This window comes from Actinoplanes sp. NPDC049265 (assembly GCF_043197135.1).
Classification (GTDB): domain Bacteria; phylum Actinomycetota; class Actinomycetes; order Mycobacteriales; family Micromonosporaceae; genus Actinoplanes.
Map to the genome: position 1 here is coordinate 71,237 of NZ_JBICSP010000025.1, position 25,369 is coordinate 96,605.

Here is a 25,369-nt window from a genome sequence, read left to right on the forward strand (position 1 = left end):
GGCCGACCGCCTGAAGACTACGGTCGTCAGCGATGACACCCGATGAACCACCACTGGTGAGCAGCCAATGGCCACACCTCGCGGCTGAGCTTATTACCGCACTCCGCGAGGAAGGCGAAGACGACTTGGCGAACCAGGTCACCGCCCTACACGTGCTGCAGCGATGCGGCTGCGACGACGACTTCTGCCAGAGCTTCTACACCGCTCCAGAGCCGGCTGGAGCGTATGGTCCCGGCCATCGGAACGTCGGCTTGAGCCCATCAAAGCCGGGCTATCTGATCCTCGACGTGGTCAAGGGTCAGATCATGTACGTCGAGGTTCTCTACCGCCCGTCACTCAGCTGACCAGACGCACACCGCCACCGCCCAGCGCCGCTACCGCGCACTATCGGCGGCACGCGAGTGCGGCTCGCAGCGCAAAATCGTCCCGTCGCGTTCGCGCGGATCACGGCAGATGAGGGCGCCCTTCTTCACACGAACGCGGCCCCTGTGGCGGCCGAGTCTGTGTGGAGGTGAGAATCGTCGCTCTTTCTGGGTGATCGTTCAGTGTGATGGTTCGGGTGGCGTGCGGAACAATTTTTGGTATGCGGCAGCTTCAATTGTTCACGTCGGCGGGATTGGCCGCCATGCGTGATCGGGCTGCGTCGCGTCGCTATTCTGTCGGGGGCGAGGAATTTCGCCGGGAGCATGCTCGTCATCGGGTCTGGGGCTTGTCACAGAGGCATGCCACGAAGCTGCGCCGGTTGCGGTCTGGAGCAGACACAGATCAGTCGCCGCGGGTGCCGGACCCAGCACCGCCGGCTCGACACCGGGCGGCGGCGGGGTCGCCGGACCTGACCGCACACGTCGCGGCGCCGATGGGAGTGGGGGCGTCGGAGCAAAAGGCCGCGTGCGAGGATGCGCCGACGGCGGCAACCGCCGCCGTGACCGAACCGTCAGCCACTGCCAGCGTCCCCGTGATTGACCCGGCGGCCGCGCCCCACGTCGCCGTGATTGACCCGGCGGCCGCGCCCCACCTCGCCCTGACCCACCCGGCGGCCACGCCCCACCTCGCGATGACCGACCCGGCGGCCGCGCCTAGCGTTGCTGGGGCTGGACCCGCAGTGCCGGACGTCGCCGTGCCGACTCCAGCGACGTCACCTGCGACGATCGCAAAATCCGGCGGCGACGCAAATGTCTTACCCGCCCGCACAGGACGAACCCCCACCGGCCTGTCTCGGAGAAGAGCTGTTTCGTGTATCCGGAACCGCGTCAAACGTCGAACTGGACCCGTCCGAAATTACAGAAACGATCTGACAACCGGAATCCGCCGGCCGGCGTCGGGCGGCGTGTATTGCTGTCATCGGCCGGCAATTGCTGAAACCGGAAAAGAGCGAAGTCCGCCTCATCACGGCTCGCAGCGAGAGCGATACACATCGGCAGATCCGCGCATCGGACGAGTGCCGGGCGCCGCGGGTCACGCTGCGGGGCATTCGCCACGACCACGAGCTCCTTGCGGGTACTTCCAGTTTGCGCGCGGGATGTCGGCAACGATCGGCTTGGTGGCGGCGAGCCAGTTGCGGTGAGGCTCGTTTCGGTGCCATGGCCGCCGGCGCCGGCCCGACGTCGCGGTTCTTCAGATTCCGCGCGTCCACTGTGGTCCCCGCCGAACTCGGCCGTTTGCGCGGGCGAGCAGGGTCGGGGCCGGCGGCGTAGGCGTAGGACGCTGGGCGGACAGATTCACGGCGTGGCGGAGCGGAGGTAGGCGAGGACGGCCAGGACGCGGCGGTTGGTGTCCTCGGCGGGCGGAAGGTCGAGCTTGGTCAGGATGTTGCCGACGTGCTTGCCGACGGCGGCCTCGGTTACGAAGAGGCGGGCGCCTATGGCCGAGTTGGAGTGGCCCTCGGCGATCAAGGCCAGCACCTCGCGTTCACGGGCGGACAGGCGGCTCAGCGGGTCGCGGGGGCGGTTCAGGAGGCGGCGCACCACCTCGGGGTCGATGACGGTGCCGCCGGCCGCCACCGTACGCAACGCCGTGATGAAGTCCTCGACGTCGACCACGCGGTCCTTGAGCAGGTAGCCGACGCCCAGGCCGGCGCCGGTGTCGAGCAGGGCCGACGCGTATTCCTCCTGCACGTACTGGCTGAGCACCACCACCGGCAGCGTCGGCCGGGAGGTGCGCAGCCGCACCGCCGCGCGCAGGCCGTCGTCGGTGTGGTCGGGCGGCATGCGGATGTCGGTGACGACCAGGTCGGGCACCTCGGCGGAGGCGGCCGCGACCAGCGAGGCGGCGTCACCGACGGCGGCGACGATCTGGAAGTCGAAGCGGGTCAGTAGGCCGGCGAGGCCCTCGCGCAGCAGCACGCCGTCCTCGGCGAGGACCACTCTCATCGGCACGGCAACTCCACCCGCACCAGCGTGCCACTACCGGCCGGCGAGGCCAGCAGCAGCCTCCCGCCGGCCGCCGCGACCCGGTCGGCCAGCCCGGTCAGGCCACTGCCGGCGGCCGGGTCGGCGCCGCCGGCGCCGTCATCGCGTACCTCCAGAACGAGATTTTCTCCGTCCCAGATGACGCGCACCTCGGCGTGGCGGGCGGCCGCGTGCTTGGTGACGTTGCCCAGCGCCTCGGAGGCGACGAACCAGGCCGTGGTCTCCACGTGCTCGGGTGGGCGGGTGACCACGTCGGGGCCGATCACCATGACCGGCAGGGGGGTACGGTCGGCCAGCTCGCGGATGGCCGGCATCAGGCCGAGATCGCCGAGCACCTGCGGGCGAATCCCGTGCACGAGGTCACGGAGCATCACCATCAGGTCCTTGGCCTGCTCGTGGGCCCGGTTCAGCGGCTCGGCGGCGGGCGATCCGGCCGGCAGGTCGAGCCGGGCCATGCCCAGTTGCAGGGTGAGGCTGGTCAGTTGGTGCTGGGCGCCGTCGTGCAGGTCGCGTTGGATGCGCCGGCGTTCCGCCTCGAATGCGTCGACCAGCCGGGCCCGGGAGCGGGCCACCTCGCGCAGGGCGCCGGCCGCGCGGTCCGAGCCGAGCAGGGCCCGGGCGGCGGCGGCCTGCGCGGCGGTCACCCCGCTGAACAGGTAGACCAGCGGCGGGATCAGGGCCAGGGCGGTGAGCGCGGCAATGGCCGACTCGCCGGGCGTGTCGATGGTGATGTTGGCCAGTTGCACCGCGGAGGATCCGAAGCCGGCCAGCAGGGGTGCGCTGAGCAGCGCGAGTTCGATGCCGGCGAGCAGGAACAGGAATCCGTAGACGACCGGTACGACCAGCGTGAACAGCAGCCCGTAGAGCACTTCGAGCCAGGTCGCGGCTTCGGCGTACCGGGTCCGGATCCAAGCGATCGGGTCGCCGCCGCGCACCGGGCGGTGGGCGGTGCGGACCTCGCGCGTGTCGACCAGCGCCAGCCGCCGCCGTTCGATCGCGGCCAGCGGCACCGCCACCAGCGGCCCGGTCATCGCGATGATCACCAGCGAGACGGCCATCAGGAGGTAGTTCCGGGCGTCCGGCACCCGGCCGTCGCGCAGCGCGTTGAGGGTGGCCAGCCAAGGGATGGCCAGGATCCAGGCGAACAACGCGACCGGGGTGGCCACGATCACGGTCGTGACCACGTAGAGCAGGGACCGCCAGGGCCAGGCGGAGAGCAGGAAGCGCCGGGTTCGCAGGGCCGGCCAGATGCTGGACATGCCCATGACGGTAGGCAACCGGCGCCGCCGCCACGAGCCGTCCAGCGCTAGCGGTGAGGGTAGGCCCAGCCCTACCAGTTGCCGTTGCGGCGGTCTCGCCACGGACGCCCGTCGGGGTCGTAGACGAGCTGGTAGAAGGGCGTGGCCCAGGCCTTGGTGAACCAGGAGAGTTTGCCGGTCTCGTGCGGGACCAGGCGTCCCGGTGGGCGTTCGCCGCGGCGGCCGCCCCGATGCCAGTCGCGCAGCCGGTTGGCGGAGTCGTTCACCCGGCGTACCGTCTCCTCCGGATCCAACAGATCCGAAATGTCGGACGCGTCGAGATGCTCGCGGAGCAACCGCAGCCGGAGGTCGCGCGCGAAACGCCGGGCGCCGTCCCCCATTCCGGCCGGGTCGGCGGGCGAGCGGCCGTCGACGGTCTCGTCCAGGATCGCGCACGACAACTCGCTGTCGTGGGTCCAGGACCGGCGGTTGAAGTTGTCCGATCCGACGGAGACCCAGACGTCGTCGATCACGCACACCTTGGCGTGCACGTACACCGGCGTGCCCTGATGGTTCTCGACGTCGAAGACGTGCACGCGCTCGGGGGCGGCCTTCTTGCACAGCGAGATGGCGTGCTCGCGGCCGACCTGGTTGGGCGGCAGTGCGAACCGGCCGTCGACGTCGGGGTGGCGCGGCACCACGGCGATCAGGTGCAGTTCGCTGTGCTGGCGCATGGACTCGGCGAACAGTTCGGCCACCTCGCGCGACCACAGGTACTGGTCCTCGAGGTAGATCAGCCGCCGGGCCCGTTTGATGGCCTTGGTGTAGCCGCGCGCGATCGTCTGCTCGCCCAGCGGCGCGAACGAGTAGGCCGGCCGCATCGCCGGATAGGTCCGGTTGACCTGGATCGCCAGCGGCCCCTGCTCGGGCGGGTCGGGCGGCTGCTCGGGCAGGCGGTCGGGGCTGAGGTCGGCGCCGTCCAGCTTGTCCTTGATGGTAGAGATCGGGCCGTGCTGGTCGAGTGGCGCCGGGTCGGTCCAGCGTTCCCGGAAGGTCAGGTCGAGCGCCCCGACGACCGGCCCGCGCAGCAGCAACTGCACGTCGTGCCAGGGCGGGTGGTCGCCGTAGGCCTCGGCCATGGCCACCGCCTGTGGGTCCCCGGCGTGATCTTCGTCGTCGCGCCGGCTGTGGCACAGGTCGATGCCGCCGGCGAAGGCCAGGTCGTCGCCGTCCTTGCGGCGGATGACGACCAGCTTCTGGTGGTGCGAGCCGCCCCGCCGGACCCGCTGGTCGAGCAGCACCTCGCCGCCAGCCTCGGCCACGTCGTCGGCCAGCGACCGGTTCTCCTCCTCGGAGTACTGGAACTTGTCGAGGTGGGAGCGCCACAGCAACCCCTTGACGATGACCCCACGCTTGGCCGCCGCCGCGAACAGCTCGGCGATGGTCGGCCCGTCGTCCCGCAACCGCTCGTCGGGGTCGCCCCGCCAGTCGGTGAAGAACAGCATGTCGCCGGCGCCGAGCGTTTCCACTTCCGCCACCAAACGGTCGAAATACGTCTTACCGTGTATCAGTGGCTCGGCGGTGTTTCCCGCGGTCCAGGTGGGTATGGAGCTGTCAGGGTTGCCGCGCTCCTCGCTGGTGAGGAACCAATCAGTAAGCGGCACGCCCAGACCCTAAGCCGACCTCGGCCGTTCCGCACGTCGGCCCTCCCCCTCCTGGAGAAGATCACCATGAGCTCCGAGCCGATCGCCACCACCCAGCCCGCCGCCGCATCCTCCGAGAGCGGCCTCCTGATCGCGATGGCCGTCCTGGTCCTGGCCGGCGTGGCCGGGATGCTCCTGATGATCAGCTGACGCCGGTCGCCCGCAAGATCTCGTCGGCCGCCCAGCGAGCCCGCTCCACGTGCGTGATTGGTCGCGCTCCCCAAACCGCCAGTCGTGGCCCACGGCGGTGTCGGGCGCGCGAATACCGCCCAGGCCTACCTACTGGCTCCGGCTGGCGAGTGGTTTCAGCCGATCAGGCCGGCCCGATGGGCCAGCAGCGCCGCCTGGACGCGGTTCTCGCAGGCCAGCTTCTGCAGGATCCGGCTCACATGCGTCTTCACCGTGCTCTCGGAGATGACCAGCCGCTCGCAGATCGCGGTGTTCGACAACCCCTGGGCCAGCAGTTTGAGCACCTCGACCTCACGCTCGCTCAGCTGCGACAGCTGGGCCAGCACGTCGTCGCCCGGCGGGACCGGACGCAACCGCCGCAACTGGGTCACCGCCTGGCGGGTCACCGGAGGGGACAGGAACATCTCGCCCGCCGCCACCGCCCGCAACGCCGGCTCCAACTCGTCGGCGGCCGAGCTCTTCAGCACGAAACCGGCCGCGCCGGCCGCCAGTGCCTCGTCGATGTACTGGTCGTCGCCGAACGTGGTCAGCATCAGCACCGACACCGACGAACTGCGGGCGATCTCGCGGAGCGCGGCCAGACCGTCCATGCCGGGCATCTTGATGTCCAGCAGCAGCACGTCGGGGCGATGGCGGATGGCCAGATCGCGGGCCTCCACACCGTTGTGCGCCTCGGCGACGATCTCGACGCCGGGGATGGCGGCGAGGATCAGCTTGATGCCACCCCGGGTCAGGTCGTCGTCGTCCGCGATCATCACCCGCTGCCGGTCAGCCGACATCGGCCAGCTCCTCCTTCGAGATCAGGGTCCCGTCGCCGAAACAGAACCGGTAACCCTCGACGTCGGCCGGCTTCAGGGTCGGCGCGGCACGGTAGGCCACGCAGTCGCCGCCGGGCGGTGGCGCGGGAAGGGTCTTGCCGGGGTCGAGCGCCGTGTCCGGGTCGGGCAGCTCCTTCCGTACGCGATCAGCCGTCTCCCCCACCCGGACCCGGTCGAAGGTCGCGCCGGAGACGGTCTGCTGCCGCATCGCGATCCACAACCCGCCGGAGCAGAGCGCGACCACCAGCAGCGCGCTCAAGGTCACGGTGGCGGTCCAGATCCGGCGCCGCCGATCGGCCCGCCGCAGGTCCTCACCGAACTCGTCGTCGACCCCGGCGTCCTCGGATGGTGTCCGCTGGTCGTCGGCGGGGGTCGGCTCGACCCGGGTCAGCGGCAGCGTCGCGGCCAGCCGGAACCCGCCGCCCGGCCGCGGCCCGTGATAGAGCACGCCACCGGCGAGCCGGACCCGCTCGGCCAGGCCGTACAACCCCTGACCGCCGGTGGTGCCGTCCTGCCCGCGCCCGGGCTCGTTCTCCACCTCGACCACCAGCGCGCCCTCCTCGAACCGCACGGCGGCCCGGATCTCACCACCCTGGGCGTGCCGCAACGCGTTGGTGATGCCCTCCTGCAGCGTCCGGTACGCCGCGTGCTCGATCATCGCCGGCACCTCGACCGCGTCCCCGGACCGTTCCAGCTTGATCTGCGCCCCGGCCGCCTGCGCCTCGGCGACCAGCTGGTCCATGTCGTGGTCGCCGTCGTTCTCGGCGTCCGGTTCGGCCCGCAGCACGGCCAGGATCTGCCGCAGTTCGTCCATCGCCGACACCGAGGTGGCGTGCAGCAGTTTGACCGTGTCGGCCGTCGGCGCCGAGCGCAGCGCCCCCGCGTAGAGCGAGATCAGCGTGAGCCGGTGACCGAGCGAGTCGTGCATCTCCCGGGCGATCCGGTTGGCCTCCCGGGTCCGGGCCCGCTCGGCGATGATCCGCTGCTGCTCGCCCAGGAACACCGTCCGCTCGTGCATCAGCGTGAGGATCCGGCGGCGCTGGGCCGACAGCTGCGCCAGCGTCGCCGGGAACACGGTCACGACCAGGAAGATGCCGACCGCGAAGAGCAGGGTCAGCGGACCGGCGGGACGTTCCCGCAACGCCGTACCGCCGACCTGGGCGAGCAGGGCGGCCCCGAGCGCCGCGGTCAGCCGCCACGGGCCACGGATCCGATAGCCGGCCGCATAGGCCAGCCCGACCGCGAGCGGGAAATCGGAGCGGTCCGGGATGACGGTGAGCACGGCCGCCACGATCAGGACGGGTGCCGGGAACCGCCGCCGCAACGCGACCAGGGCCAGGTCGGCGACCACGAGGACAGCCACCAGCCAGGCGGGCATGCCGGCCACGGCGGACAACGCGGCGCAGGCCGCCGACAGCGCGGCGGCCAGCCCGATCTCGTACGCGAGGAATCCCGGCCTCATGAACTCGCGACCCGGATCTGTTTCTTCTCGGTCAGCTTGCCGCCGGCGAAACAGAACCGGAACAGCGGCCGGTCCCCGCCCTTGGTCAGCGGCTTGACGGCGTAGTAGATGCAGTTCGACCCGGCCGGCTTGCCCTGCTTGGTCGGGTCCGAGCCATACAGCTCGCCCTCGTCGGAATCCGAGTCGTCGAACGGCACCGGCAACGCGTCGCGCACCGCGGTCTCCTCCCCGCCGATCCGCTGCGCGTCGAACTCCTGCTGCGTTATCGACGACTTGTTGATCTCGTTGCCGACCTGGAACGCACGGACGGCGAACCAGCCACCCACGCCGCACAGGACGACGGCGACCACAGCGATGATCACAAATACTTTACGCATGCCTTCACGGTCGCGCAGCGGACGCGGCGATGCGACGGACCTACGACCGATCCTGATACCGGCGCCGATCATACGAAAGTGCCACGGGCACGCTACGGTCTCGGCGTGGGTCGCACAGTGAAACTGGTTCTCCTCGACACCCTCGGTGTCCCGCTCGGCGCGCTGCCGTCGTTCGACGTGTCGGTGCCGTGGTGGCCGGAGGTCGAAGAGGTGGTGGCCGGCGCCCGTTCCCGCTACGGCGTCGAGGTGCAGGTGCTGCGGCTGCTCACGGTCTCCGGTGCGACGGCGGCGACCGGCGGCGGCACTGTCACCTATCTGGCCCAGCTGGCCGGGTCACCGCAGATCGCCGTCGAGCCCGCCGACCCCGACCTGTCGCCCGAGCCGCTACGGGCCCCGTACGCGGAACCGGGCGGCCCCTCCGCCTCCACCCGCTGGGCCGTCTCCGCCCTGGCCGCCCTGGGCACCCCCAACGCCGTGGCCACGCAGCGCAAGACGTGGAACCTGTCCGCGGTCTGGCGGCTGGACGTGGCCGGCGCCCCGGTCGCCTGGCTCAAGCAGGTGCCGGAGTTCTTCGCCCACGAGCCGGCCGTGCTCGGGCTGGTCGCCGGCGTCGCCCCGGGCCTGGTCCCGCCGCTGCTCGCCGCCGGTTCGCAGGGGCGCATGCTGCTCGCCCACGTGCCCGGCGAGGACGGCTTCGGCGCGGATGCACGGGTACGCGCGGAGATCGCCGCCGAATGGCACCCGGTCCAGGAGCACTTCGCCGGCCGGGTGAACGACCTGCTCGCCGTGGGCATGCCCGACGCCCGGCTGGCCGTGGAACCGTTCGCCCGGGTCGCCGCCGCCCACCTGGACCGCATCGACGGCCTGCGCGAGCTGATCGACGACCTGCCCCGGCGGCTGGACCAGATCGCCGCCTGCCGCATGCCCGACACGATCGTGCACGGCGACCTGCACCCCGGCAACGCCCGGATCGGCGGCGGCGCCGCACCGGTGATCATGGACTGGGGCGACGCCACCGCCGGGCATCCCGCCGACGACGTCCTGCGGCTGACCGAGGGCCTGCCGCCGGCCGAGAAGGCGTCGCTGACCTCGGCCTGGGCCATGCGCTGGCGGGCGGCCCGGCCGGACAGCGACCCGCAACGCGCCGCCGACCTGATGGAGCCGATCTTCCACCTGCGCCGGGCGGTGATCTACGCGGACTTCCTGGCCCGCATCGAACCGGCCGAGCACCCCTATCACGCGGACGACGTAACGGCCGGACTCGCCGCGGCGGTCGCCACCGTACGGTGAGCGGATGAGATACCCGCCGCCCAGCGCCGTACGGTGAGCAGATGAGATACCCGCCGCCCGGCGCCGCACGGTGAACGCGAGCGACAGGCGGGCGCGGCTCGTCGACGACATGCGCGCGGCCGGCGCGCCGATGTCCGCCGAGCTGGCCGCCGCGTTCGCCGCCGTGCCGCGCGAGGCGTTCGTACCCGGCGGTTTCCAACGTCACGGCGGCGGCTGGGCCGGGCCCGGCGACCGCGACTTCCTCGACCTCGTGCACCGCGACGACGTGCTGGTCACCAAGGTCGACGGCCGGATGCCGGTCAGCTCGTCGAGCCAGCCGTCCCTGATGGCGATCATGCTGGCCGCGCTGGACGTGCGCCCCGGCCACCGGGTCCTCGAGATCGGCGCCGGCACCGGCTACAACGCCGCGTTGCTGTCGGCGCTGGGCGCGACCGTGGTCAGCGTGGACGTGCAGGCCGATGTCGCGGCGCGGGCGTCGGCCGCGTTGTCGGCCGCCGGCGTCGAGCGGGTTCAGGTGCAGACCGGTGACGGGTACGCCGGAGCGCCCGGTCACCGCTTCGACCGGGTGATCGTCACGGTCGGCGTGGCCGGGCTGTCCCCGCGGTGGCTCAACCAGCTCGACCCCGGCGGCGTGGCCGTGGTGCCGGTCGAGCACGCCGGCACCCACCCGGTGCTGACCGTCCGCGGTCCGGCCGCCGGCCCGGTCACCGCCGAGGTGATCTGCCCGTCCGGCTTCATGAGCGCGGCCGGCCCGCTGACTGCGACACATCAGTTCGCGCATCCGGCGCCGGCCGCCCCCGGCGAGCTGGCCCCGCTGACGGTGACGGCGCCGGCCCGATTCGACCCGCCGCTGGGCGCCCTGGCCTACCGCGACCTGTGGTACGCGGCCGGCGTCTGGCACCGCCGCGCCACCCACGCCGCCGTCCCCGGCGCCGAGCACTCCTGCCTGGTCCTGCTGGCCGAGGACCGGGCCCAGGGCGCCGCCATCCCGCCCGACGGCAGCGTGCTGTCCACCGGCGAACCGGCCCTGGCCCAGGACGCCGCCGACATTCTGCGCCGCTGGGACGCCGAGGGCCGCCCGCCGATGCGAGCGTGGCGGGTCACCCTGGCCCTGGCCGGGCGCTCCGACGCCCCCATCTGGGTCCCCGCCAACTGGAGCCTCTAGCCCAGTGGTAGCCCCGGGCGGCATCCGAGCCCCCACCACCGCCCAGCCCTACCACCCCCAAACCCAGTGGTAGCCCCGGGCGGCATCCGAGCCCCCACCACCGCCCAGCCCTACCACCCCCAAACCCAGTGGTGGCCCCGAGCGTCATCCGGGCTACCACCCCCAGAACCAGTCCACCCACCGACCTAGCAACCTGACCAACCACCACACCACACCTGTCCACCAAAACGGGTCAAGCCCATGGGGACGGCGACCACTCACGCGGGTGGAGCGAAGCGACCTCGGCGGGAGCGACGGTCCGCACCACCCACCCAGCTACGACATCCAGTTCTGGAAACAGCCCAGCGGCGGGAATTCGGTTGGGCCGGTGGACAGCGGCGGTCATCATCGTGCGGGTGGGTGTACGTCTGGCCGGCGGTGTGGTGCCACCGGCCGGCTGCGAGCTCTGGCTCGCCGGGCCGGCCGGTGATCCCGTCGCGCTCCACGCGGGCGCGACCGGTCGCACCCCGCCCGGCGCCCCGGTCGCGCTCGGCGTGGCCGGGGCGCCGCCGAACCAGGTCCGCGCGGCCGTCACCGCCCTGACCAACCTGGTTCGCGCGGGCGGCCGGCTGGCGGCCGGCGCCGACGTCGATCTGGGCCACGGGTTCCGGTCAGCGCTGCTGGAGGGCGGCCGCGGCGACCGTCGGGACGCCATGCTGGCCGCGCTGACCACCGCCGCGTCGGCGCTGGGGGCCCGCGAGGCGATCGTGACCGCGCTGTTCGGCCCGCGGGCGACCCGCCGGGTCGGTGCGGCGGCGGCCGCGGCGGTGGCCGAGGGGCGCCACGCGGCGGTCAAGCTGGCCGCGGCCGCGAGCGACGTGCTCGGCCCGGAACAGCTCGAACAGCTGCTGTCCCTGGACACCCCGGAAAACATCGATCCGTTCGGTACGGGTCTCGCGTCCGACGCCGCCGCCCACCTGGCCCGGCTGACCGCCCACCTGCCCGGCCCGCGCCGCCTGGCCCTGCTGACCGATCTGTGGCACCTCGTCTGCGCCGACCGTGTGCGCACCGGCCGGACCGAACGGCTGCGCGCGTCGCAGGACGGCACCGGCCCGGACGATCTGCGCGAGCTCTACCACCGGTTGGACGACGAGTCGGCGCTGCTGTGGGCGGCTCCGCATTTCGACGGCCCACCACGGGCGGCGCAGCTGATCCGGCACTCGTTCGCCCCGTACGGCTGGTCGTCGCACGCCCGCCGTCTGTTCCAGGACGCCCTCGCGGTGACCCTGATGGGCCGGATCGCCGAGACCGCGCAGGCCGACGGTCTGCCGGCCGCGCTGGCCGCCAACGAGGCCGCGATCCGGCTGGTCGCCAAGCTGCCGTCGGAGCAGGCGCTGCGGCTGGCCCGGCGGGGTGGCGGCACACCGGCCCGCCCAGCTGTCTGGGTGCGCGAGCTGCTCACCTCGCGGCGGCCGGCCCACGTCGAACAGCGGCTGGCCCGCACTCGGGACTGGGGCACGATCGTGCTCGAGGAGCTGACCGAGTTCGGCCAGTCGATCCGGTCGCTGGGCGAGTTCGCCGCCGAGGAGATCCGCACGTGGGGCGCCGAGCCGATGACCGAGTGGCGGGCGGTGTTCGGCTATCTGTCCCCGGAACGCCGGGCGAACTGGGGCCAGCCGGGGCCGGGCCGCACCCCGCTGGCCGACCGCGGCCCCGGCGACGAGCAGGTCGACGACTACCTGTGGCTGGCCGAGCTGGGTGACCAGGTGGCCCGGCTGCACGGGCGGGCCCGGGCCGAGGTCGACTTCGACGAGTCGATGCCCGAGGTCGACGTGTTCGGGGCCGAGGACCAGCCGATGTACCCGCCGTGCTCGTCGATCTCGGCCGCCCTGACCGGCGCCGCGCATCTGGCCGAGCTGGGCGGGGTCGTCCCGGCCAAGCCGCGCGGCTGGACCGGGCTGGTCGAGGCGCTCTACGGCTCGGCCGACGTCTCGCAGGCGCTGACCGGCCGCTACCCGGTGCCTGAGGTGCTGCTCGGCCGGGACGGCACGCCGGTGCCGGGCACGGGGCTGCGGGTCGAGGTCGCCACCACGCCGCGGCATCTGGCCGCGTGGAGCGAGTTCATGGGCAACTGCCTCAACGGCAGCTACTACACCCGGGAGGCCGAGCGGGGTTCGTGCGTGCTGCTGGCGTTGCGCGGGCCCGACCGTCGCATCGTGCTCAACGTCGAACTCCAGCAGCGCACCAAGGGCTGGCGGATCGGCGAGTTCAAGGCGCGCTTCAACGTCGACCCCGATCCGGAGCTGGACAGGGCGGTCCGGGCGTGGGTGGCCACGTTGCCCTCGGCACGGCCGCCGGCGCCGGAGGATCCCGACCTGCCGCCGCCGGGCCCGCGTCCGATGCGGACGGTGCGCCGGGCGACGCCGGCCGAGCGGGTGGTCAAGGAGGTGGGGCCGGTGCTGCGGCGGCGGCTGGCCGGGGTCGAGGCGCCGGTTCTCGTACGCCTGGCGCACGCCCTGCCCGATCCGCCCCGGACCCGCGGCACCGAGGCCGTCACCGCTCTGCGCCGCGCGTCGGCGGCCGAGCTCGACGCGGCGTGCCGGCGGGAGCTGGACGACGGGGTGACGGCGCGGGAGCTGTGGCACGGGACGGCCGGGCGGCCGCTGCGGGCGGCGCTGCGGCGGATGGACGGGCGGCTGGCCGCGCTGGCCCGGGACGAGCCGTTGCCCGGGGCGTTGCGGCCGCTGGCCCGGCTGCCCGAGGTGCGGGTGGCCCGTACTGTCGACGTCGCCTCGCTGCGGGTCCGGGCGTCGCTGGGCCGGCTGGTCGCGGCGTCGGATCCGGCGCTCGCCCGTGGTGTCGGGGCCGACCCGGACGTGCCGACGCTGTGCGCGCTCGCCCTGGCCGCGACGGCCTTGAACGTGGGGGTCACGGTGCCGGCCCGGGTGGGCGGTGAGCCGTGGCGGGCGGCGGCGCTCGCGGTGGCCGAGCTGACCGACCGGCCGGTGCCGCGCGGCCGGTTGCTCGTACCACCGCAGTGGATGCCGCACGGCTGGCCCGCCCTGTGGGCCCGCGCGAGTTCGGCTCAGCGCAAGGTTTCGTAGCGGGCCCGGAGGGCGGTCGCCCCGGCTTCGTCCGGGCGGCCGTGCAGTCGCAGCCGGGCCATGCCGCCGTCCGGGAAGATGTCGAGGCGCACATGGGTGGCCGCCCGCTCCGCCGACACCCGGAACCGGTGCGGGGTGTCCGGCGCCAGCGGCATCGGTTCGAGCAGGTCGAACCAGTCGGTCGGGTCGTCGGCCGAGCCGCTGCGCGTGTCCACCCCGCGCAGTGACGCCCGCCCGGGCGCGTTGCCCTTGAAGTGGCTGGTGTCCAGGTCGGCCAGGGCCAGCACGGCCGGCGCGGCCAGCTGCACGATCACCCAGTCGTTGCCGTCGTCGCGGCGCCGCGAGGTCTCCCAGCCGTCGCCCATGGAGGCGGCCAGGCCGGGCATCAGCATGTTGCCGGGGTGGCCGTAGAACATGTTGCTGCATCCGGTGACCCGCCCGCCGTGCTGGGCCGCGGCCACGTCGAAGACGTCGGGCAGCAGGTCCGGATCAGGGACCACTTCGCCGTGTACGCGCAGCCGGGCCACGCCACCGTCCGGATAGATGGTCAGCCGCACGTGGGTGAAGCGCCGCGCGTTGTCCACGGTGAACAGGTTCTGGGTGTCGCCACTGAGCGCGGTCCGGTAGACCAGCGGGGTCCAGGTGGCCTTCTTCAGTTGCGTGGCGTCGGGGTGTCCGGGCAGCGAGCACCCGTCGACCGACGCGTGCGGCGGGTAGTTGCCGGTGAAGAACGACGTGTCGATGTCGATGGCCCGGATGATTCCCGGCGTGCCGAGCCGGATGATCACCCAGTCGTGCCCCGGTTCGCGGCGCCGCCGGGTCTCCCAGCCGTCGTACACCTGCCCGCGGTGGTCGAACGTCCGCGGCGCGTGCGTGGGCCGTCCCGGGGAGAGCAGGTGGTCGGCGGCGGCGAAGAACTCGTCGTTGACCGCGACCACGCCGCCGCCGAACGCCCGCGACGCCAGGTCGATGTGCTGGTTGTCATCCATCAGGTGTGCTCCCGGGTGAGGAACTGGCCGTGTGGAGTGTCGCCGGTGACGGGGCGCCCGCGCAGCCAGGTCGCCCGCACCACACCCGTAAGGGTCTGTCCGGCGTACGGGGTGATCGGGTTCCGGTGGTGCAGCGCGGCCGGGTCGACGACGAAGGACTCGTCCGGCGCGAAGGCGACCAGGTCGGCGTCGGCGCCGACGGCCAGCCGCCCCTTGCCGGCCAGCCCGGCCAGGTCGGCCGGGCGGCGGGCCATCCACGAGATCACGTCGGCCAGCGTGTGCCCTCGCGCGCGGGCCGCCGTCCAGATCACCGGGAGTCCCAGCTGCACCGACGCGATGCCACCCCAGGCCGCCGCGAAGTCACCGGTGTCCTGACGTTTCAGGTCGGGCGTGCACGGCGAGTGGTCGCTCACCACGCACGAGATGACGCCTTCGGCCAGGGCCGCCCACAGTTCGTCGGCGTTGGCCGCTTCCCGGATGGGCGGGCAGCACTTGAACTCGGTGGCGCCGGCCGGGATCCGCTCGGCCGCCAGGGTCAGGTAGTGCGGGCAGGTTTCGGCGGTGACGCGTACGCCGTCGGCGCGGGCCTGACGGATCAGCGGCACCGCGCTCGCGGCCGACAGGTGCAGGATGTGGACGCGCGAGCCGGTCTTCCGCGCCGCTTCGATCGCGGTTCGCACGGCGGCGTGTTCGGATTCGGGCGGGCGCGAGGCCAGAAAATCGGTGTACGCGGCCGACGACGCCGCCTCGTGCAGGTGGTGCGGGTCCTCGGCATGGACGACGAAGCGGGCGTCCACAGCGGACAGCGCGATCACCAGCTCGGCCGAGGTCAGCGGCGGGAACTCGGGCACGCCGGAGTCGGCCAGGAACGCCTTGAACCCGAACACGCCCGCCTCGTTCAGGGCGGGCAGCTCACCGGCGTTACCCGGGATCGCGCCACCCCAGAAGCCGACGTCGACGTGGCACTGCCCCGCCGCTGCGGCCAGCTTGACCCGCAGGGCGTCGACGTCCACGGTCGGCGGCAGGCTGTTGAGCGGCATGTCGACGATCGTGGTCACGCCGCCGGCCGCCGCGGCCCGGGTGGCGGTGGCAAACCCTTCCCATGGGGTACGCCCCGGCTCGTTGACGTGCACATGCGTGTCGACCAGGCCGGGCAGCAGCGCGTCGTCCCCCAGGTCTCGCTCGGCGGCCGCCTCGAGCACCGCGTCGTAGCCCGCCACCTCGACGATCACGCCGTCCCGCACCCCCACGGCGGCGGCCCGCTCCCCCTCGGCGGTAACCACCCGGCGCGACCGGACGACGAGATCCAACATGACTCAGAGCCTAACGGCCGATTACCCGACGCAGGCTATGACGCGGACCTCAGCCGGTCGCGGCGGCGGCGCGTTCCACGATCGCCGGATCGGCCAGGGTGGCGGGGTGCCGCAGCATGTAGGAGACGTTGTTGAAGGCCGTGGCCACCGCCGGGTCGACCAGGGTGGCGCCGACGATCTGCCGGAGGACCTGCCGCTGACGGCTGACCTCCTCCGGGACGGCGGCGCCGGTCACCGCGTCGAGGCGCTCGGCGTCCCCGCCGGCCGAGATCGCCCAGGCCGCGTCCACCACCAGCCGCTGCCGCTCGAAGAAGCCGGTGGCCGGGGCGGCCAGGTCGGGACCATCGGTCAGGTGGGCGGACAGACACGACGCGTGCAGGGCCGCCGAACTCATGCCTTGCCCGTACACCGGGTTGAACGACGCGACGGCGTCGCCCACGCTGACCAGCCCGGCCGGGAAGCGCCGTACCCCCGTGAAGTCCCGCCGCCGGCTCTCGGCCTGATGGTAGGTGACGATCTCCCGGGTGACCGCTCCGGCCGCGGCCCGACCGAAGACACCCGGCAGCCCCGCCGTGATCTCCCGGAACTGGTCGAGCGTGCGACCCGGCCGGGCGTCGTCGTAGCCCATCAGCATGACGATCCACTGATCGTCCTCGACCGCGTTGGCGGCCGCGACGGACACGCCGCCCACTCCCTGCCCCGGCGCGAAGAGGCCCAGCGCGCAGGCGACCTCCAGCTCGGACGCGGGCTCGTCGCGGTGGAAGAGGGCGGTCGCGTAGTTGATCGGCGCGGCCAGCCGCTCGAGCTCGGGCTCGTCGTAGCCGTGCTCGCTGAGCCAGGCCGGCACCCGGCTCGCGCGGCCGGTCGCGTCCACGGTGAAGTCGGTCGCCAGGACCCGCTCCCCGTTCCCGTTCTCGTTTCCGTCGTAATAAGCGACCCCGCTGACCGCGCCGTCCGCGAACCGCAGGCCGGTCACCCGGCCACGGACGACGGACACGTTGGGCCGAGCGATGACGTGCTCCCGCAGTACGGTTTCGATCAGCGGGCGCCCGGCCACGAACAGCCGGAAGTCGGTGTCGGCGCGCACCTGCCGGTGGCCGTCGAAGGCGGTGGACGTGGTGTCCGGCCCGGACAGGAGGGCGCCCCGCTCCAGCGCGTCCGCCGTGAACCCCGGCAGCCACCGCTCGATCCACTGGTGTCCCGCCGGCAGCAGCGTGTGCACCTGCTGGTCCTGGGGTGTGCCCGGCCGGGGCCGCGGTTTCGCCGGCAGTTCGTCGCGCTCCACGATGACGACCTCGCCGGCGTGGTCGGCGAGCACTCGGGCCGCCAGCAGCCCCGCGATGCTGCCGCCGAGCACCGTGGCGGTGTCGAACAGGATGGTGGGCCGGGCCGGTGGTCGCGCGTCGACAAGCCGGTCGAATGCTGAGGTGAGGGATTCGGACACGCCGCCACGCTAGGGCGCGGTGTCGGACCGGCACCGGTACGCCGGTGCCACGTCAGCGGTATCCGCGCGCCATTCCGGGTGTCCTGATCCGGGAGGGCAGTCCGGCATGTCCGGACACACCAAGCGGCCTTCCGGGGGCCGGCCGCTGATTAATGTGGTCGGTCGGTCGGTCGGTCGGTCGGGCGGTCGGGCGGCGACCGGACGGACGGCGAAGCGACCGGCGACCGGGCGGCAGAGGAGCGGTCGGGCGGCGGAGCGACCGGCGACCGTGGAGCCACCGGGCGACGGATGCTGCGGCCGGGCGACCGGGGAACGGCCGGGCAACCGGGCGGCGGTGAGGAGTGGGGATGCCACGAGATGGCGGTCGGGGGCGGTTCGCTGTCGACATCGACGTGGGGTATGCGGACGACCGCCGCGACGACGTGCTGCGGGCCGAGTGGCAGCGGCAGGCCGGTGATCTCGTACCCCCTCCGCCGTTGACGTTGCCGCGGCGCAGCGAGGGCTCGTACCGGGTGCGGATCCGCCGCCTGGACATCCTCGATCTGGCCGTCGAGGACCAGTACAGCGACGCGGTGGCGGGCCGGACCGGCGGCTCGCACGATCACCTGCCCGACCGGATGGTCAGCCACTTCACGTTCCAGGGCGAGTGGCGTTTCCGGTCGGCGCGGCGCTCCGCGGTGGTCGGGCCGGGGCGGGCCTACATCCGTCGCAACGACGAGCCGTGGGATTTCGAGGTGAGCCGGGGCACCCGCGCGCTCATGCTGTCGGTGCCGATCGAGGAGGCGGGTGCGCGGGCGCACCGGACCGCCATTCCGGCTGACCGCGACTCACCCGCCGCCCGCCTGCTCCTGGCCCACCTGCGAACGTGCCTGGACCTGGCCGACGCCCCGAGCACCGCAACCCGCGCCGGCGTCCTGGGCGCCCCGGCCCGCAACCTCGACCTGGGCGGCCCCGCCCTGGGCGCCCCGGCCCGCAACCTCGACCTGAGCGGCCCCGCCCTGGGCGCCACAGCCCGCAACCTCGACCTGGGCGGCCCCGCCCGCAACCCCGCCCTGGGCACTGCGGCCCGCAACGCCGCTCTCGAGCTGTTCCGCGGCTTGCTGGACCAGCAGGTGGTGGACGACGAACACCAGTCCCCGGCGCTGGTCGCCGCCGCGCGGGAGTGTATCGACCAGCGGCTGCTCACCGACCCCGACATCGACCCGGCCGCGATCGCCTCAGCGCTGCACGTGTCCGTCCGAACCCTGCACCGGGCCTTCGCGCGCGAGAGCACGTCGGTGATGGGCTACGTGCGGCAGCGACGCCTCGAACGCGCCGGCGCGGAACTGCTCTCCACCACCTGGACCGTCTCCGAGCTCGCCGCCCGCTGGCACTTCACCGACGAGAGCCACCTGATCAGGGCCTACCGCCGCCACTTCGGCGAAACCCCCACCGCCCGGCGCCGCGCCCAGTCCCGCCCTGCCGTCGAGTAACCTCCCGAATCCCGCCGCGGTGTCAGCCGCCCGCCGACCGAGACGCGGCCTGGGCGAGAGCCACAAGCTCATCGCGACTAAAGCCGGCGTCGCCCCGCCCCGAGCCCGCACCGCCCGCCGGGTCGACGTCGGTCAGGGCGCCGCAGTCGAGGCCGCGCAGCAGGAACGCCGCCAGGGCGCGGGCCGTGGCGGGCTCGTCGGCGATGCCGCCGGACTGGCGGTCGACGTAGCAGCGCAGCCGGGTGATCGCCGCCTCGCGGCCGTCGGCGTAGAAACCGTAGACCGCCGCGTACCGGGTCGGCAGCTGCGCCGGGTGCAGGTCCCAGCCCTGGTAGAAGCCGCGTTCCAGGGACCGCCGGACGAGCCGGTGGTGCACCTCCCAGGCCGCGCGGATCTCGGGCGGCGACCCGACCGGAAGCACGTTGGTCGAGCCGTCGCTCAGGTGCACGCCGGTCTGGGCGGCGGCCGCCTGCATGACCGCCTTCGCATGGTCGGCGGCCGGATGGTCCATCGACTGGTACGCCGCCGCGACGCCGGCCGCCGCGCTGTAGTCGTACGTGCCGAAGTGCAATCCCGTGCAACGCCCCTCGGCCGCCGTGATCAGCCGCGCGACGGTGGCCGCCCCGTCGGCCCCGAGCACCGCCGCCGGCAGCTCGACCTGGATCTCGAAGTGCAGCGAGGTCCCGTACACCCGGTCGAGCCGTGCACAGAGCGCGACCATCGCCGAAACCTGCGCCGGACCGCTGACCTTGGGCAACGTGATCGTGAAGGGCTCGCCGTAGGCGGTCAGGAAGAGGTCGAGGGTACGCAACGCGCGGCGCCGTGTGGCCGCCTCCAGCGACTTGATCCGGAGGCCCGCGAACGGCACCCGGATGCCCTCGTTGAGCGCGGCCGCCGCCGCCTTGACCGCCGCGTCCTCCTCGGCGTCGTCGCGGACCCCGTACCCGTCCTCCAGGTCGATCCGCAGATCCTCGATGGGCTCCGCCCGCAGCTTGGCCTCGACCTGCTCGAAGTGCCCGAACGGCCAGTCCTGCCCGTGCAGCGCGGCCAACGCGTCGGCCCGCCACACGTCGATCAGGTCGGGCGTGACCTGATCGGCCGGCACGTAGACGGTGTGTACGGGCTGCCGACCGGCCCGCTCCCCCGGGTAACGCGCCCGCAGGAACGCGTCGTGGTCGACGAGCAGCGCGTCGATCGCGGAGTAGTCGCCGTCGGTGAGGCGCATCAGTCGATGCTGTCGTACGCCGCGGTGGTGAGGAAGTCGGCGAAGTCGTCGGCCAGCGCGACCCGTTCGAACAGCTTGCGGGCGTCGTCGAAGCGGTTACCCGGGCCCGGCGCGATCTTGGCCAGTTCCTCGTCCTCGATGCGCTGGACCAGCTCGGCGGTGATCGGGGTGCCGTCGGGCAGCGTGACAGCGTTGTGGATCCACTGCCAGATCTGCGATCGGGAGATCTCGGCGGTGGCGGCGTCCTCCATCAGGTTGTTGATCGCCACGGCGCCGTTGCCGCGCAGCCACGACTCCAGGTATTGCAGGCCGACCGACACGTTGTTACGCAGCCCGTCCTCGGTTACCGAGCCGGGGGTGGCGGCCACGTCGAGCAGCTGGGCGGCGGTCACCGACACGTCGTCGCGGCGGCGTTCGACCTGGTTGGGCCGGTCACCGAGGACGCTGTCGAAGATCTCGGCGCAGAGGGGTACGAGGTCAGGGTGCGCCACCCAGGACCCGTCGAACCCGTCGCCCGCCTCGCGTTCCTTGTCCTCGCGCACCTTGCCCAGCGCCACCTCGTTCACCGCCGGGTCGCGCCGGGACGGGATGAACGCGGCCATGCCCCCCATCGCGAACGCGCCCCGCTTGTGGCAGGTCGAGACCAGCAGCTCCGTGTACGCCCGCATGAACGGCGCGGTCATCGTCACCGAGGCGCGGTCGGGCAGCACCATCGACGGGTTGTCCCGGAAGTACTTGATGATGCTGAACAGGTAGTCCCAGCGGCCGGCGTTCAGCCCCGAGATGTGCGGCCGCAACGCGTGCAGGATCTCGTCCATCTCGAACGCGGCCGGGATCGTCTCGATCAGCACTGTCGCCCGGATCGTGCCGACCGGGATGCCGAGCGCCTCCTGCGCGTGCGTGAACACGTCGTTCCACAGCGCCGCCTCGCGATGCGACTCCATCTTGGGCAGGTAGAAATACGGGCCGGCGCCGCGCTCGACCAGCTCGGCCGCGTTGTGGAAGAAGTAGAGCCCGAAGTCGACCAGCGCGCCCACCGCCGGTGCGCCGTCCACGGTCAGGTGGCGCTCGTCGAGATGCCAGCCGCGGGGCCGCATGACGATCGTGGGGTACGGGCCGTCGCCCAGCTCGTACGTCTTCTTGTCGGTCTCGAGCGTCACCGTGCGCCGGATGGCGTCATACAGGTTTTGCTGCCCGTCGACCACATTGGCCCAGTGCGGGGTATTCGCGTCCTCCAGATCGGCCAGCCACACCTTGGCCCCGGAGTTGAGCGCGTTGACAGTCATTTTGCGCTCGGTCGGGCCGGTGATCTCGACCCGCCGGTCGGTGAGCGCGGGCGGCGCGGCCGGCACAGTCCAGTCGCCGGCCCGGATCTCCGCCGTCTCGGGCAGGAAGTCGAGCTGGGCCCCGGCGGCGATCGCGGCGCGGCGCTCGGCCCGGACGGCGAGCAACTCGTCGCGGCGCGGCCGGAACCGGCGGTTCAGGTCCTCGACGAACGCCACGGCCTCGGCGGACAGGATCTCGGTCACGATCGGCGCCTCCCTGCTGACTTCCGGCTTTCCCTCACCACCGTAGTGGCAGAACCGAGCGCCGGCAGAGGCCTGTGGAAAACCCCGCAGCGGCCTCCGCGGAACCGAAGTTCCTGGGGATACGGAGGCCGCTGCCCTCCCGGGGAACGGAGGTCTTTGCGCAACCGCCCCGCTCACCTGTTCAGACGGGCGGCCGCGCGCTCCGCGCTCAACTACGCCGGCGGAATCCCTACAGCAAGGTCTCCCCGCGCGTTAATGGCGGAGTTGGCGGATCAAGCCGGCGGCAGCGCCGAACTCGAACCAGTGGTCTTCACCAGGGAGTTTGCTTCTTGCAGCCAGTTTTATCCAGCCACGGAGAAAGACTTAGGAATAACACTTTCCCGCACCGCAGGTGGCCGCGATAAAGCCATTCGATAACAAGTAAGTGGTTTAAGTCTTCCTTAACTTGCGAGCGGCACGACGGGCCTCGCGGGCCAGGGCCGAAGCGTCGGCGTGCACCAGATTGCCACGCTCGACCACCGGGCGGCCACCCACCAGCGCCAGCTCGACCTCGGCCGGCGGCCCGAAGACTAGCGCCGCCACCTTGTCCTCGATCCCGTCGTGCCCGAGGTCGTCCAGCCGCCACAGCACCAGGTCGGCCAGCTTGCCGCGCTCCAGCGAACCGATCTGGCCGGACCGCCCCAGGCAGCGCGCCCCGCCCATGGTCCCCAGGCGCAGCGCCTCGCGGGCGGTCAGCGCGGCCGGGCCGCCCCGCAGCCGGGCCGTGTAGAGGGCCTGCCGCAGCTCGGCGCCTAGGTGCGAGACCTCCTGCGAGGCGGCGCCGTCCACGCCCAGCCCGACCGGCACCCGGTGGTCGAGCAGGTCGCGGACCCGGGCCATGCCCGCACCGAGCCGGGCGTTCGACGACGGGCAGTGGGCCACCCCGGTGCCGGTCGCGCCGAGCCGCTCGATCGCCCGGTCGTCGAGGTGTACGCCGTGGGCCAGCCAGACGTCGTCGCCCAGCCAGCCGAGGCGTTCGGCGTACTCGACCGGGGTGCAGCCGAACCGCTCCCGGCAGAACGCTTCCTCGTCGTCGGTCTCGGCCAGGTGGGTGTGCAAACGTACGCCCTTGCGCCGGGCCAGCGTGGCCGCCTCGCTCATCAGCCGCTCGGTGACCGAGAACGGCGAGCACGGCGCCACCGCGATCCGCAGCATCGACTCGTCCGACGGGTCGTGCCAGGTGTCGATGGCCTCCTCGGTGGCGGCGAGCGCCTCGTCGGTGTCCTCGACCACGTTGTCCGGCGGCAGCCCGCCGTCCTTCTCGCTCAGGTCCATCGAGCCGCGGGTCGGGTGGAACCGCAGCCCGATCAGCCGGGCCGCCTCGATCTCGGCGGCCAGCACATCGCCGCCGCCCCGGGGGAAGACGTAGTGGTGGTCCATGCTGGTGGTGCAGCCGGACAGCGCCAGCCAGCCCAGTCCCGCACCGGCTGCGGCCCCTACCACCTCGGCGTCGAGCCGCCCCCAGATCGGGTAGAGCGTCTTCAGCCAGCCGAACAGCGTGTCGTCGAGCGCGAGGCCGCGGGTGGCCCACTGGTAGAGGTGGTGGTGCGTGTTGACCAGACCCGGGGTGACCAGGCACCCGGCCCCGTCCACGTGGCGCTGTTTGCCCTGGTAGCGGCCCGCGTGACCGGCTCCGACGGCGACGATGCGGCCGTCGTCGCCGACCACCACGTGACCGTCGGAGTATTCGGTGTCGTCGGCGTCGACAGTGGCCACGGCGACGTTCTCGATGACGATCACTAGTGCCACCACTCATCGAGCGCCGGTTGCGCTTCGTCGCGGGTCACGGTTCCTTCGATCAGCCCGTACGGCCGGTCACCGGCGATGAACACCTCGCCCGGGTTGTCCAGCTCGAAGGGACTCAGGTCGACCAGATAGTGATGCTTGTTCGGCAAAGCCAGCCGGATCTCGGCGATCTGCTCGTGCTGTTCGAGTACCGCTTTTGCCATAGCAAACAGGGTCTGCTGGAGCGAGTAGCTGTAGCAGCTAACGAAAGCATCGACGAGCACGTCCGTCACCGCTGCGACAGCACCGCCGGAGGCGACAGCAAGTCCGGATGGGACAGCAAGTCCGGATGGAACAGCAAAGCCGGAAGACGCAGCACCGCCGGAAGGGGCAGCAGCCTCGGAAGACGCAGCACCGCCGGAAGGGGCAGCAGCCTCGGAAGACGCAGCACCGCCGGAAGGCACAGCACCGCCGGCGTAGCGCCAGCGGGCGTTTACTTCGGTCGCGAGGATGCGGTCGGTGGTCTCGGGCAGCGTCGTGTAGCGGTCCTTGGTGAAGCCGTGGAACTCCGAGTCGGTCGTGTTCATCAGGACCAGCCCCTCGACGCCGGCCACCAGCTGGACCTCGTCGCCGCGCACGGTCACCACGGTCAGTTCGGTGTGGTCGCCACGCCGCTGGAAGGAGTGCGGGCCGCGACCTTCCCACCCGTACCCCTGGATGGTGATTTTGGCGCTCTCGATCTGTGGCTGCGTGTCGATGAAATGGCGGGCCAGCCGCAGCCCGAACTCGGACGGCGAACCGACGCCATGGCGGCGGGCGAAGGCGTACACCGTGTTCTTCATCGTGTCCGTCGGTAGCACGCCGCTGTTATCACCGGAAAGATGCGTGCCCGCAAGATCGCCGGACAGGGCGACGCTGACGTTCCAGTCGGTGAGGGAATGCGTGGCAGCGCCCCGATCGACGTGGACCAGGCGCACCTCCGCCTTGCCGTACCGGTTCGGTCCGAGCCTGATCGCCACGCGTCAACTCCCTCGATAGGTGGTGTAGCCGTAGCGGCTGAGCAGCAACGGCACGTGGTAGTGACGCTCCGGGTCGTGCACGTGGAAGGCCACAGTGATCTCCGGGAAGAACGACTCACCCTTCAGGTACGGCTCCACATAGAACAACAGCCGGTAACCGCCGGCCTGCCAGTCGTGCAGCGGCACCCGGAACCGCAGCCGACCGTCACCGTCAGTGTCGCCCTCGTCGATCGTCCGCCACCCGTCGTGGTCGCGGCGCTCCAGCCGTACGTAGACGCCGCGCGCCGGTTCGCCGGCCACGGTGTCCAGGATGTGTGTGGAGATCCGCGCGTGGACCTCCGGTTCGGTCCCGTCATCCGAGGGCATCCAGCAGCCTCCCCAAGCGCAGCATCACAATTTTCCGCAACTCGTCCCGCACGATCCCGCGCTCGGTGGCGTCGTCGTTGCCCAGCCGCTCCCGCGCGGCGGCGACGATCTCGGCCTCGGTGCGCCCGCTCGCGAAGATCAGGAAGACGTGGCCGAACCTGTCCTCGTACCTCCGGTTGGCCTCGACCAGCTCCGGACTCCGGCCGGCGCCACTCTGCTCGCGCCGCGACCAGGCCGCCTCCCGGCCGTCACCCTTCGGCGGCTCGCCGATCCGCGGGTGTGCGGCCATCGCCTGCGCTATGTCGTCCCAGCTCAGGCCGTCGAAGGCGGCCGCGGCCGCGGTTTCCAGAGCGGTTCGGTCCGGGTACGGGCGACCGACCGCGATCGCCGCGACCCAGGCGGGCGACGCGCAGCATGCCGACAGATCCTGCTCGGTCACCTCTCGCACCCATGCCTCCCGCCACCGCTACGACCCCGGCTCCGATCAAAGCAAACTTTCCCCGCCATTTCATGAG

At 72.3% G+C, this 25,369-nt stretch carries 21 protein-coding genes; 6 read left to right on the forward strand and 15 right to left on the reverse strand.

The window, feature by feature from the left end:
• Positions 1-32 precede the first annotated feature (32 nt).
• Complete coding sequence (locus ACGFIO_RS38785) at positions 33-344, forward strand: hypothetical protein (protein WP_392834839.1); 312 nt, start codon at positions 33-35, stop codon at positions 342-344.
• A gap of 1,374 nt (positions 345-1,718) precedes the next feature.
• Here ACGFIO_RS38785 and ACGFIO_RS38790 read toward each other — a convergent pair.
• From ACGFIO_RS38790 to ACGFIO_RS38800, 3 genes are all read right to left on the reverse strand, one after another.
• Positions 1,719-2,369, reverse strand: coding sequence for a response regulator (locus ACGFIO_RS38790; RefSeq protein WP_392834909.1), 651 nt, complete (start codon positions 2,367-2,369; stop codon positions 1,719-1,721).
• Positions 2,366-3,667 (reverse strand): sensor domain-containing protein, encoded by a 1,302-nt coding sequence (locus tag ACGFIO_RS38795; protein WP_392834842.1) that lies wholly within the window; start codon positions 3,665-3,667, stop codon positions 2,366-2,368. The genes ACGFIO_RS38790 and ACGFIO_RS38795 overlap by 4 nt, the downstream gene beginning before the upstream one ends.
• Positions 3,668-3,738: 71 nt before the next feature.
• Positions 3,739-5,310, reverse strand: a complete 1,572-nt coding sequence (locus ACGFIO_RS38800; protein WP_392834843.1) for a phospholipase D family protein — start codon at positions 5,308-5,310, stop codon at positions 3,739-3,741.
• Positions 5,311-5,376: 66 nt separating this feature from the next.
• Here ACGFIO_RS38800 and ACGFIO_RS38805 point away from each other — a divergent pair, with 66 nt between their 5' ends.
• Positions 5,377-5,499 carry a hypothetical protein gene (locus ACGFIO_RS38805; RefSeq protein WP_392834844.1) on the forward strand — a complete coding sequence of 41 codons (123 nt, stop codon included), beginning with the start codon at positions 5,377-5,379 and terminating at the stop codon, positions 5,497-5,499.
• 155 nt (positions 5,500-5,654) lie between these two features.
• Here the strand turns inward: ACGFIO_RS38805 and ACGFIO_RS38810 are convergent, their stop codons facing one another.
• Genes ACGFIO_RS38810 through ACGFIO_RS38820 form a run of 3 tightly spaced genes read right to left on the reverse strand, consistent with a single transcriptional unit; the run spans position 5,655 to position 8,195 of the window.
• Complete coding sequence (locus ACGFIO_RS38810) at positions 5,655-6,317, reverse strand: response regulator (protein ID WP_392834845.1); 663 nt, start codon at positions 6,315-6,317, stop codon at positions 5,655-5,657.
• Positions 6,307-7,818, reverse strand: a complete 1,512-nt coding sequence (locus ACGFIO_RS38815; protein WP_392834846.1) for a sensor histidine kinase — start codon at positions 7,816-7,818, stop codon at positions 6,307-6,309. Before ACGFIO_RS38815 ends, ACGFIO_RS38810 begins: the two co-directional genes overlap by 11 nt.
• Positions 7,815-8,195, reverse strand: coding sequence for a hypothetical protein (locus tag ACGFIO_RS38820; RefSeq protein ID WP_392834847.1), 381 nt, complete (start codon positions 8,193-8,195; stop codon positions 7,815-7,817). The genes ACGFIO_RS38815 and ACGFIO_RS38820 overlap by 4 nt, the downstream gene beginning before the upstream one ends.
• A gap of 105 nt (positions 8,196-8,300) precedes the next feature.
• Here ACGFIO_RS38820 and ACGFIO_RS38825 point away from each other — a divergent pair, with 105 nt between their 5' ends.
• The 3 genes from ACGFIO_RS38825 to ACGFIO_RS38835 all read left to right on the forward strand — a co-directional run bounded on the left by ACGFIO_RS38825 (position 8,301) and on the right by ACGFIO_RS38835 (position 13,733).
• Positions 8,301-9,485, forward strand: a complete 1,185-nt coding sequence (locus tag ACGFIO_RS38825; protein ID WP_392834849.1) for a phosphotransferase — start codon at positions 8,301-8,303, stop codon at positions 9,483-9,485.
• A gap of 70 nt (positions 9,486-9,555) precedes the next feature.
• Complete coding sequence (locus ACGFIO_RS38830; protein WP_392834850.1) at positions 9,556-10,650, forward strand: protein-L-isoaspartate O-methyltransferase; 1,095 nt, start codon at positions 9,556-9,558, stop codon at positions 10,648-10,650.
• A 395-nt stretch (positions 10,651-11,045) separates the two neighbouring features.
• Positions 11,046-13,733 carry a hypothetical protein gene (locus tag ACGFIO_RS38835; protein ID WP_392834853.1) on the forward strand — a complete coding sequence of 896 codons (2,688 nt, stop codon included), beginning with the start codon at positions 11,046-11,048 and terminating at the stop codon, positions 13,731-13,733.
• Here the strand turns inward: ACGFIO_RS38835 and alc are convergent.
• The 3 genes from alc to ACGFIO_RS38850 are packed head-to-tail and all read right to left on the reverse strand — an operon-like array spanning position 13,715 to position 17,479.
• Positions 13,715-14,722: an allantoicase gene (gene alc / locus ACGFIO_RS38840; protein ID WP_392834856.1), complete on the reverse strand. Its 1,008-nt coding sequence runs from the start codon at positions 14,720-14,722 to the stop codon at positions 13,715-13,717. The two genes, ACGFIO_RS38835 and alc, sit on opposite strands and share 19 nt — an antisense overlap.
• Positions 14,722-16,035: an allantoinase AllB gene (gene allB / locus ACGFIO_RS38845; protein ID WP_392834858.1), complete on the reverse strand. Its 1,314-nt coding sequence runs from the start codon at positions 16,033-16,035 to the stop codon at positions 14,722-14,724. The genes alc and allB overlap by 1 nt, the downstream gene beginning before the upstream one ends.
• Positions 16,036-16,084: 49 nt before the next feature.
• A complete protein-coding gene (locus ACGFIO_RS38850; RefSeq protein WP_392834860.1) occupies positions 16,085-17,479 on the reverse strand; it encodes an FAD-dependent oxidoreductase in 1,395 nt (464 codons plus the stop codon).
• A gap of 347 nt (positions 17,480-17,826) precedes the next feature.
• Between ACGFIO_RS38850 and ACGFIO_RS38855 the strand changes: the two genes are divergently transcribed.
• The gene (locus ACGFIO_RS38855; protein WP_392834861.1) at positions 17,827-18,951 is read left to right on the forward strand and encodes an AraC family transcriptional regulator; all 1,125 of its coding nucleotides are present in this window, start codon (positions 17,827-17,829) and stop codon (positions 18,949-18,951) included.
• Positions 18,952-18,973: 22 nt separating this feature from the next.
• Here ACGFIO_RS38855 and ACGFIO_RS38860 read toward each other — a convergent pair whose 3' ends face one another.
• From ACGFIO_RS38860 to uraD, 6 genes are all read right to left on the reverse strand, one after another.
• On the reverse strand, positions 18,974-20,176 hold the full coding sequence (locus tag ACGFIO_RS38860) for a DUF6986 family protein (protein ID WP_392834864.1): 1,203 nt from the start codon (positions 20,174-20,176) through the stop codon (positions 18,974-18,976).
• On the reverse strand, positions 20,176-21,705 hold the full coding sequence (gene aceB, locus ACGFIO_RS38865; RefSeq protein ID WP_392834866.1) for a malate synthase A: 1,530 nt from the start codon (positions 21,703-21,705) through the stop codon (positions 20,176-20,178). The genes ACGFIO_RS38860 and aceB overlap by 1 nt, the downstream gene beginning before the upstream one ends.
• Before the next feature lie 429 nt (positions 21,706-22,134).
• Positions 22,135-23,484 (reverse strand): 8-oxoguanine deaminase, encoded by a 1,350-nt coding sequence (locus ACGFIO_RS38870; protein WP_392834868.1) that lies wholly within the window; start codon positions 23,482-23,484, stop codon positions 22,135-22,137.
• On the reverse strand, positions 23,484-24,488 hold the full coding sequence (pucL, locus tag ACGFIO_RS38875) for a factor-independent urate hydroxylase (protein WP_392834871.1): 1,005 nt from the start codon (positions 24,486-24,488) through the stop codon (positions 23,484-23,486). The genes ACGFIO_RS38870 and pucL overlap by 1 nt, the downstream gene beginning before the upstream one ends.
• A gap of 3 nt (positions 24,489-24,491) precedes the next feature.
• Complete coding sequence (uraH, locus tag ACGFIO_RS38880; RefSeq protein WP_392834873.1) at positions 24,492-24,854, reverse strand: hydroxyisourate hydrolase; 363 nt, start codon at positions 24,852-24,854, stop codon at positions 24,492-24,494.
• Complete coding sequence (gene uraD, locus ACGFIO_RS38885) at positions 24,841-25,302, reverse strand: 2-oxo-4-hydroxy-4-carboxy-5-ureidoimidazoline decarboxylase (protein ID WP_392834875.1); 462 nt, start codon at positions 25,300-25,302, stop codon at positions 24,841-24,843. Before uraD ends, uraH begins: the two co-directional genes overlap by 14 nt.
• Positions 25,303-25,369: the final 67 nt, after the last annotated feature.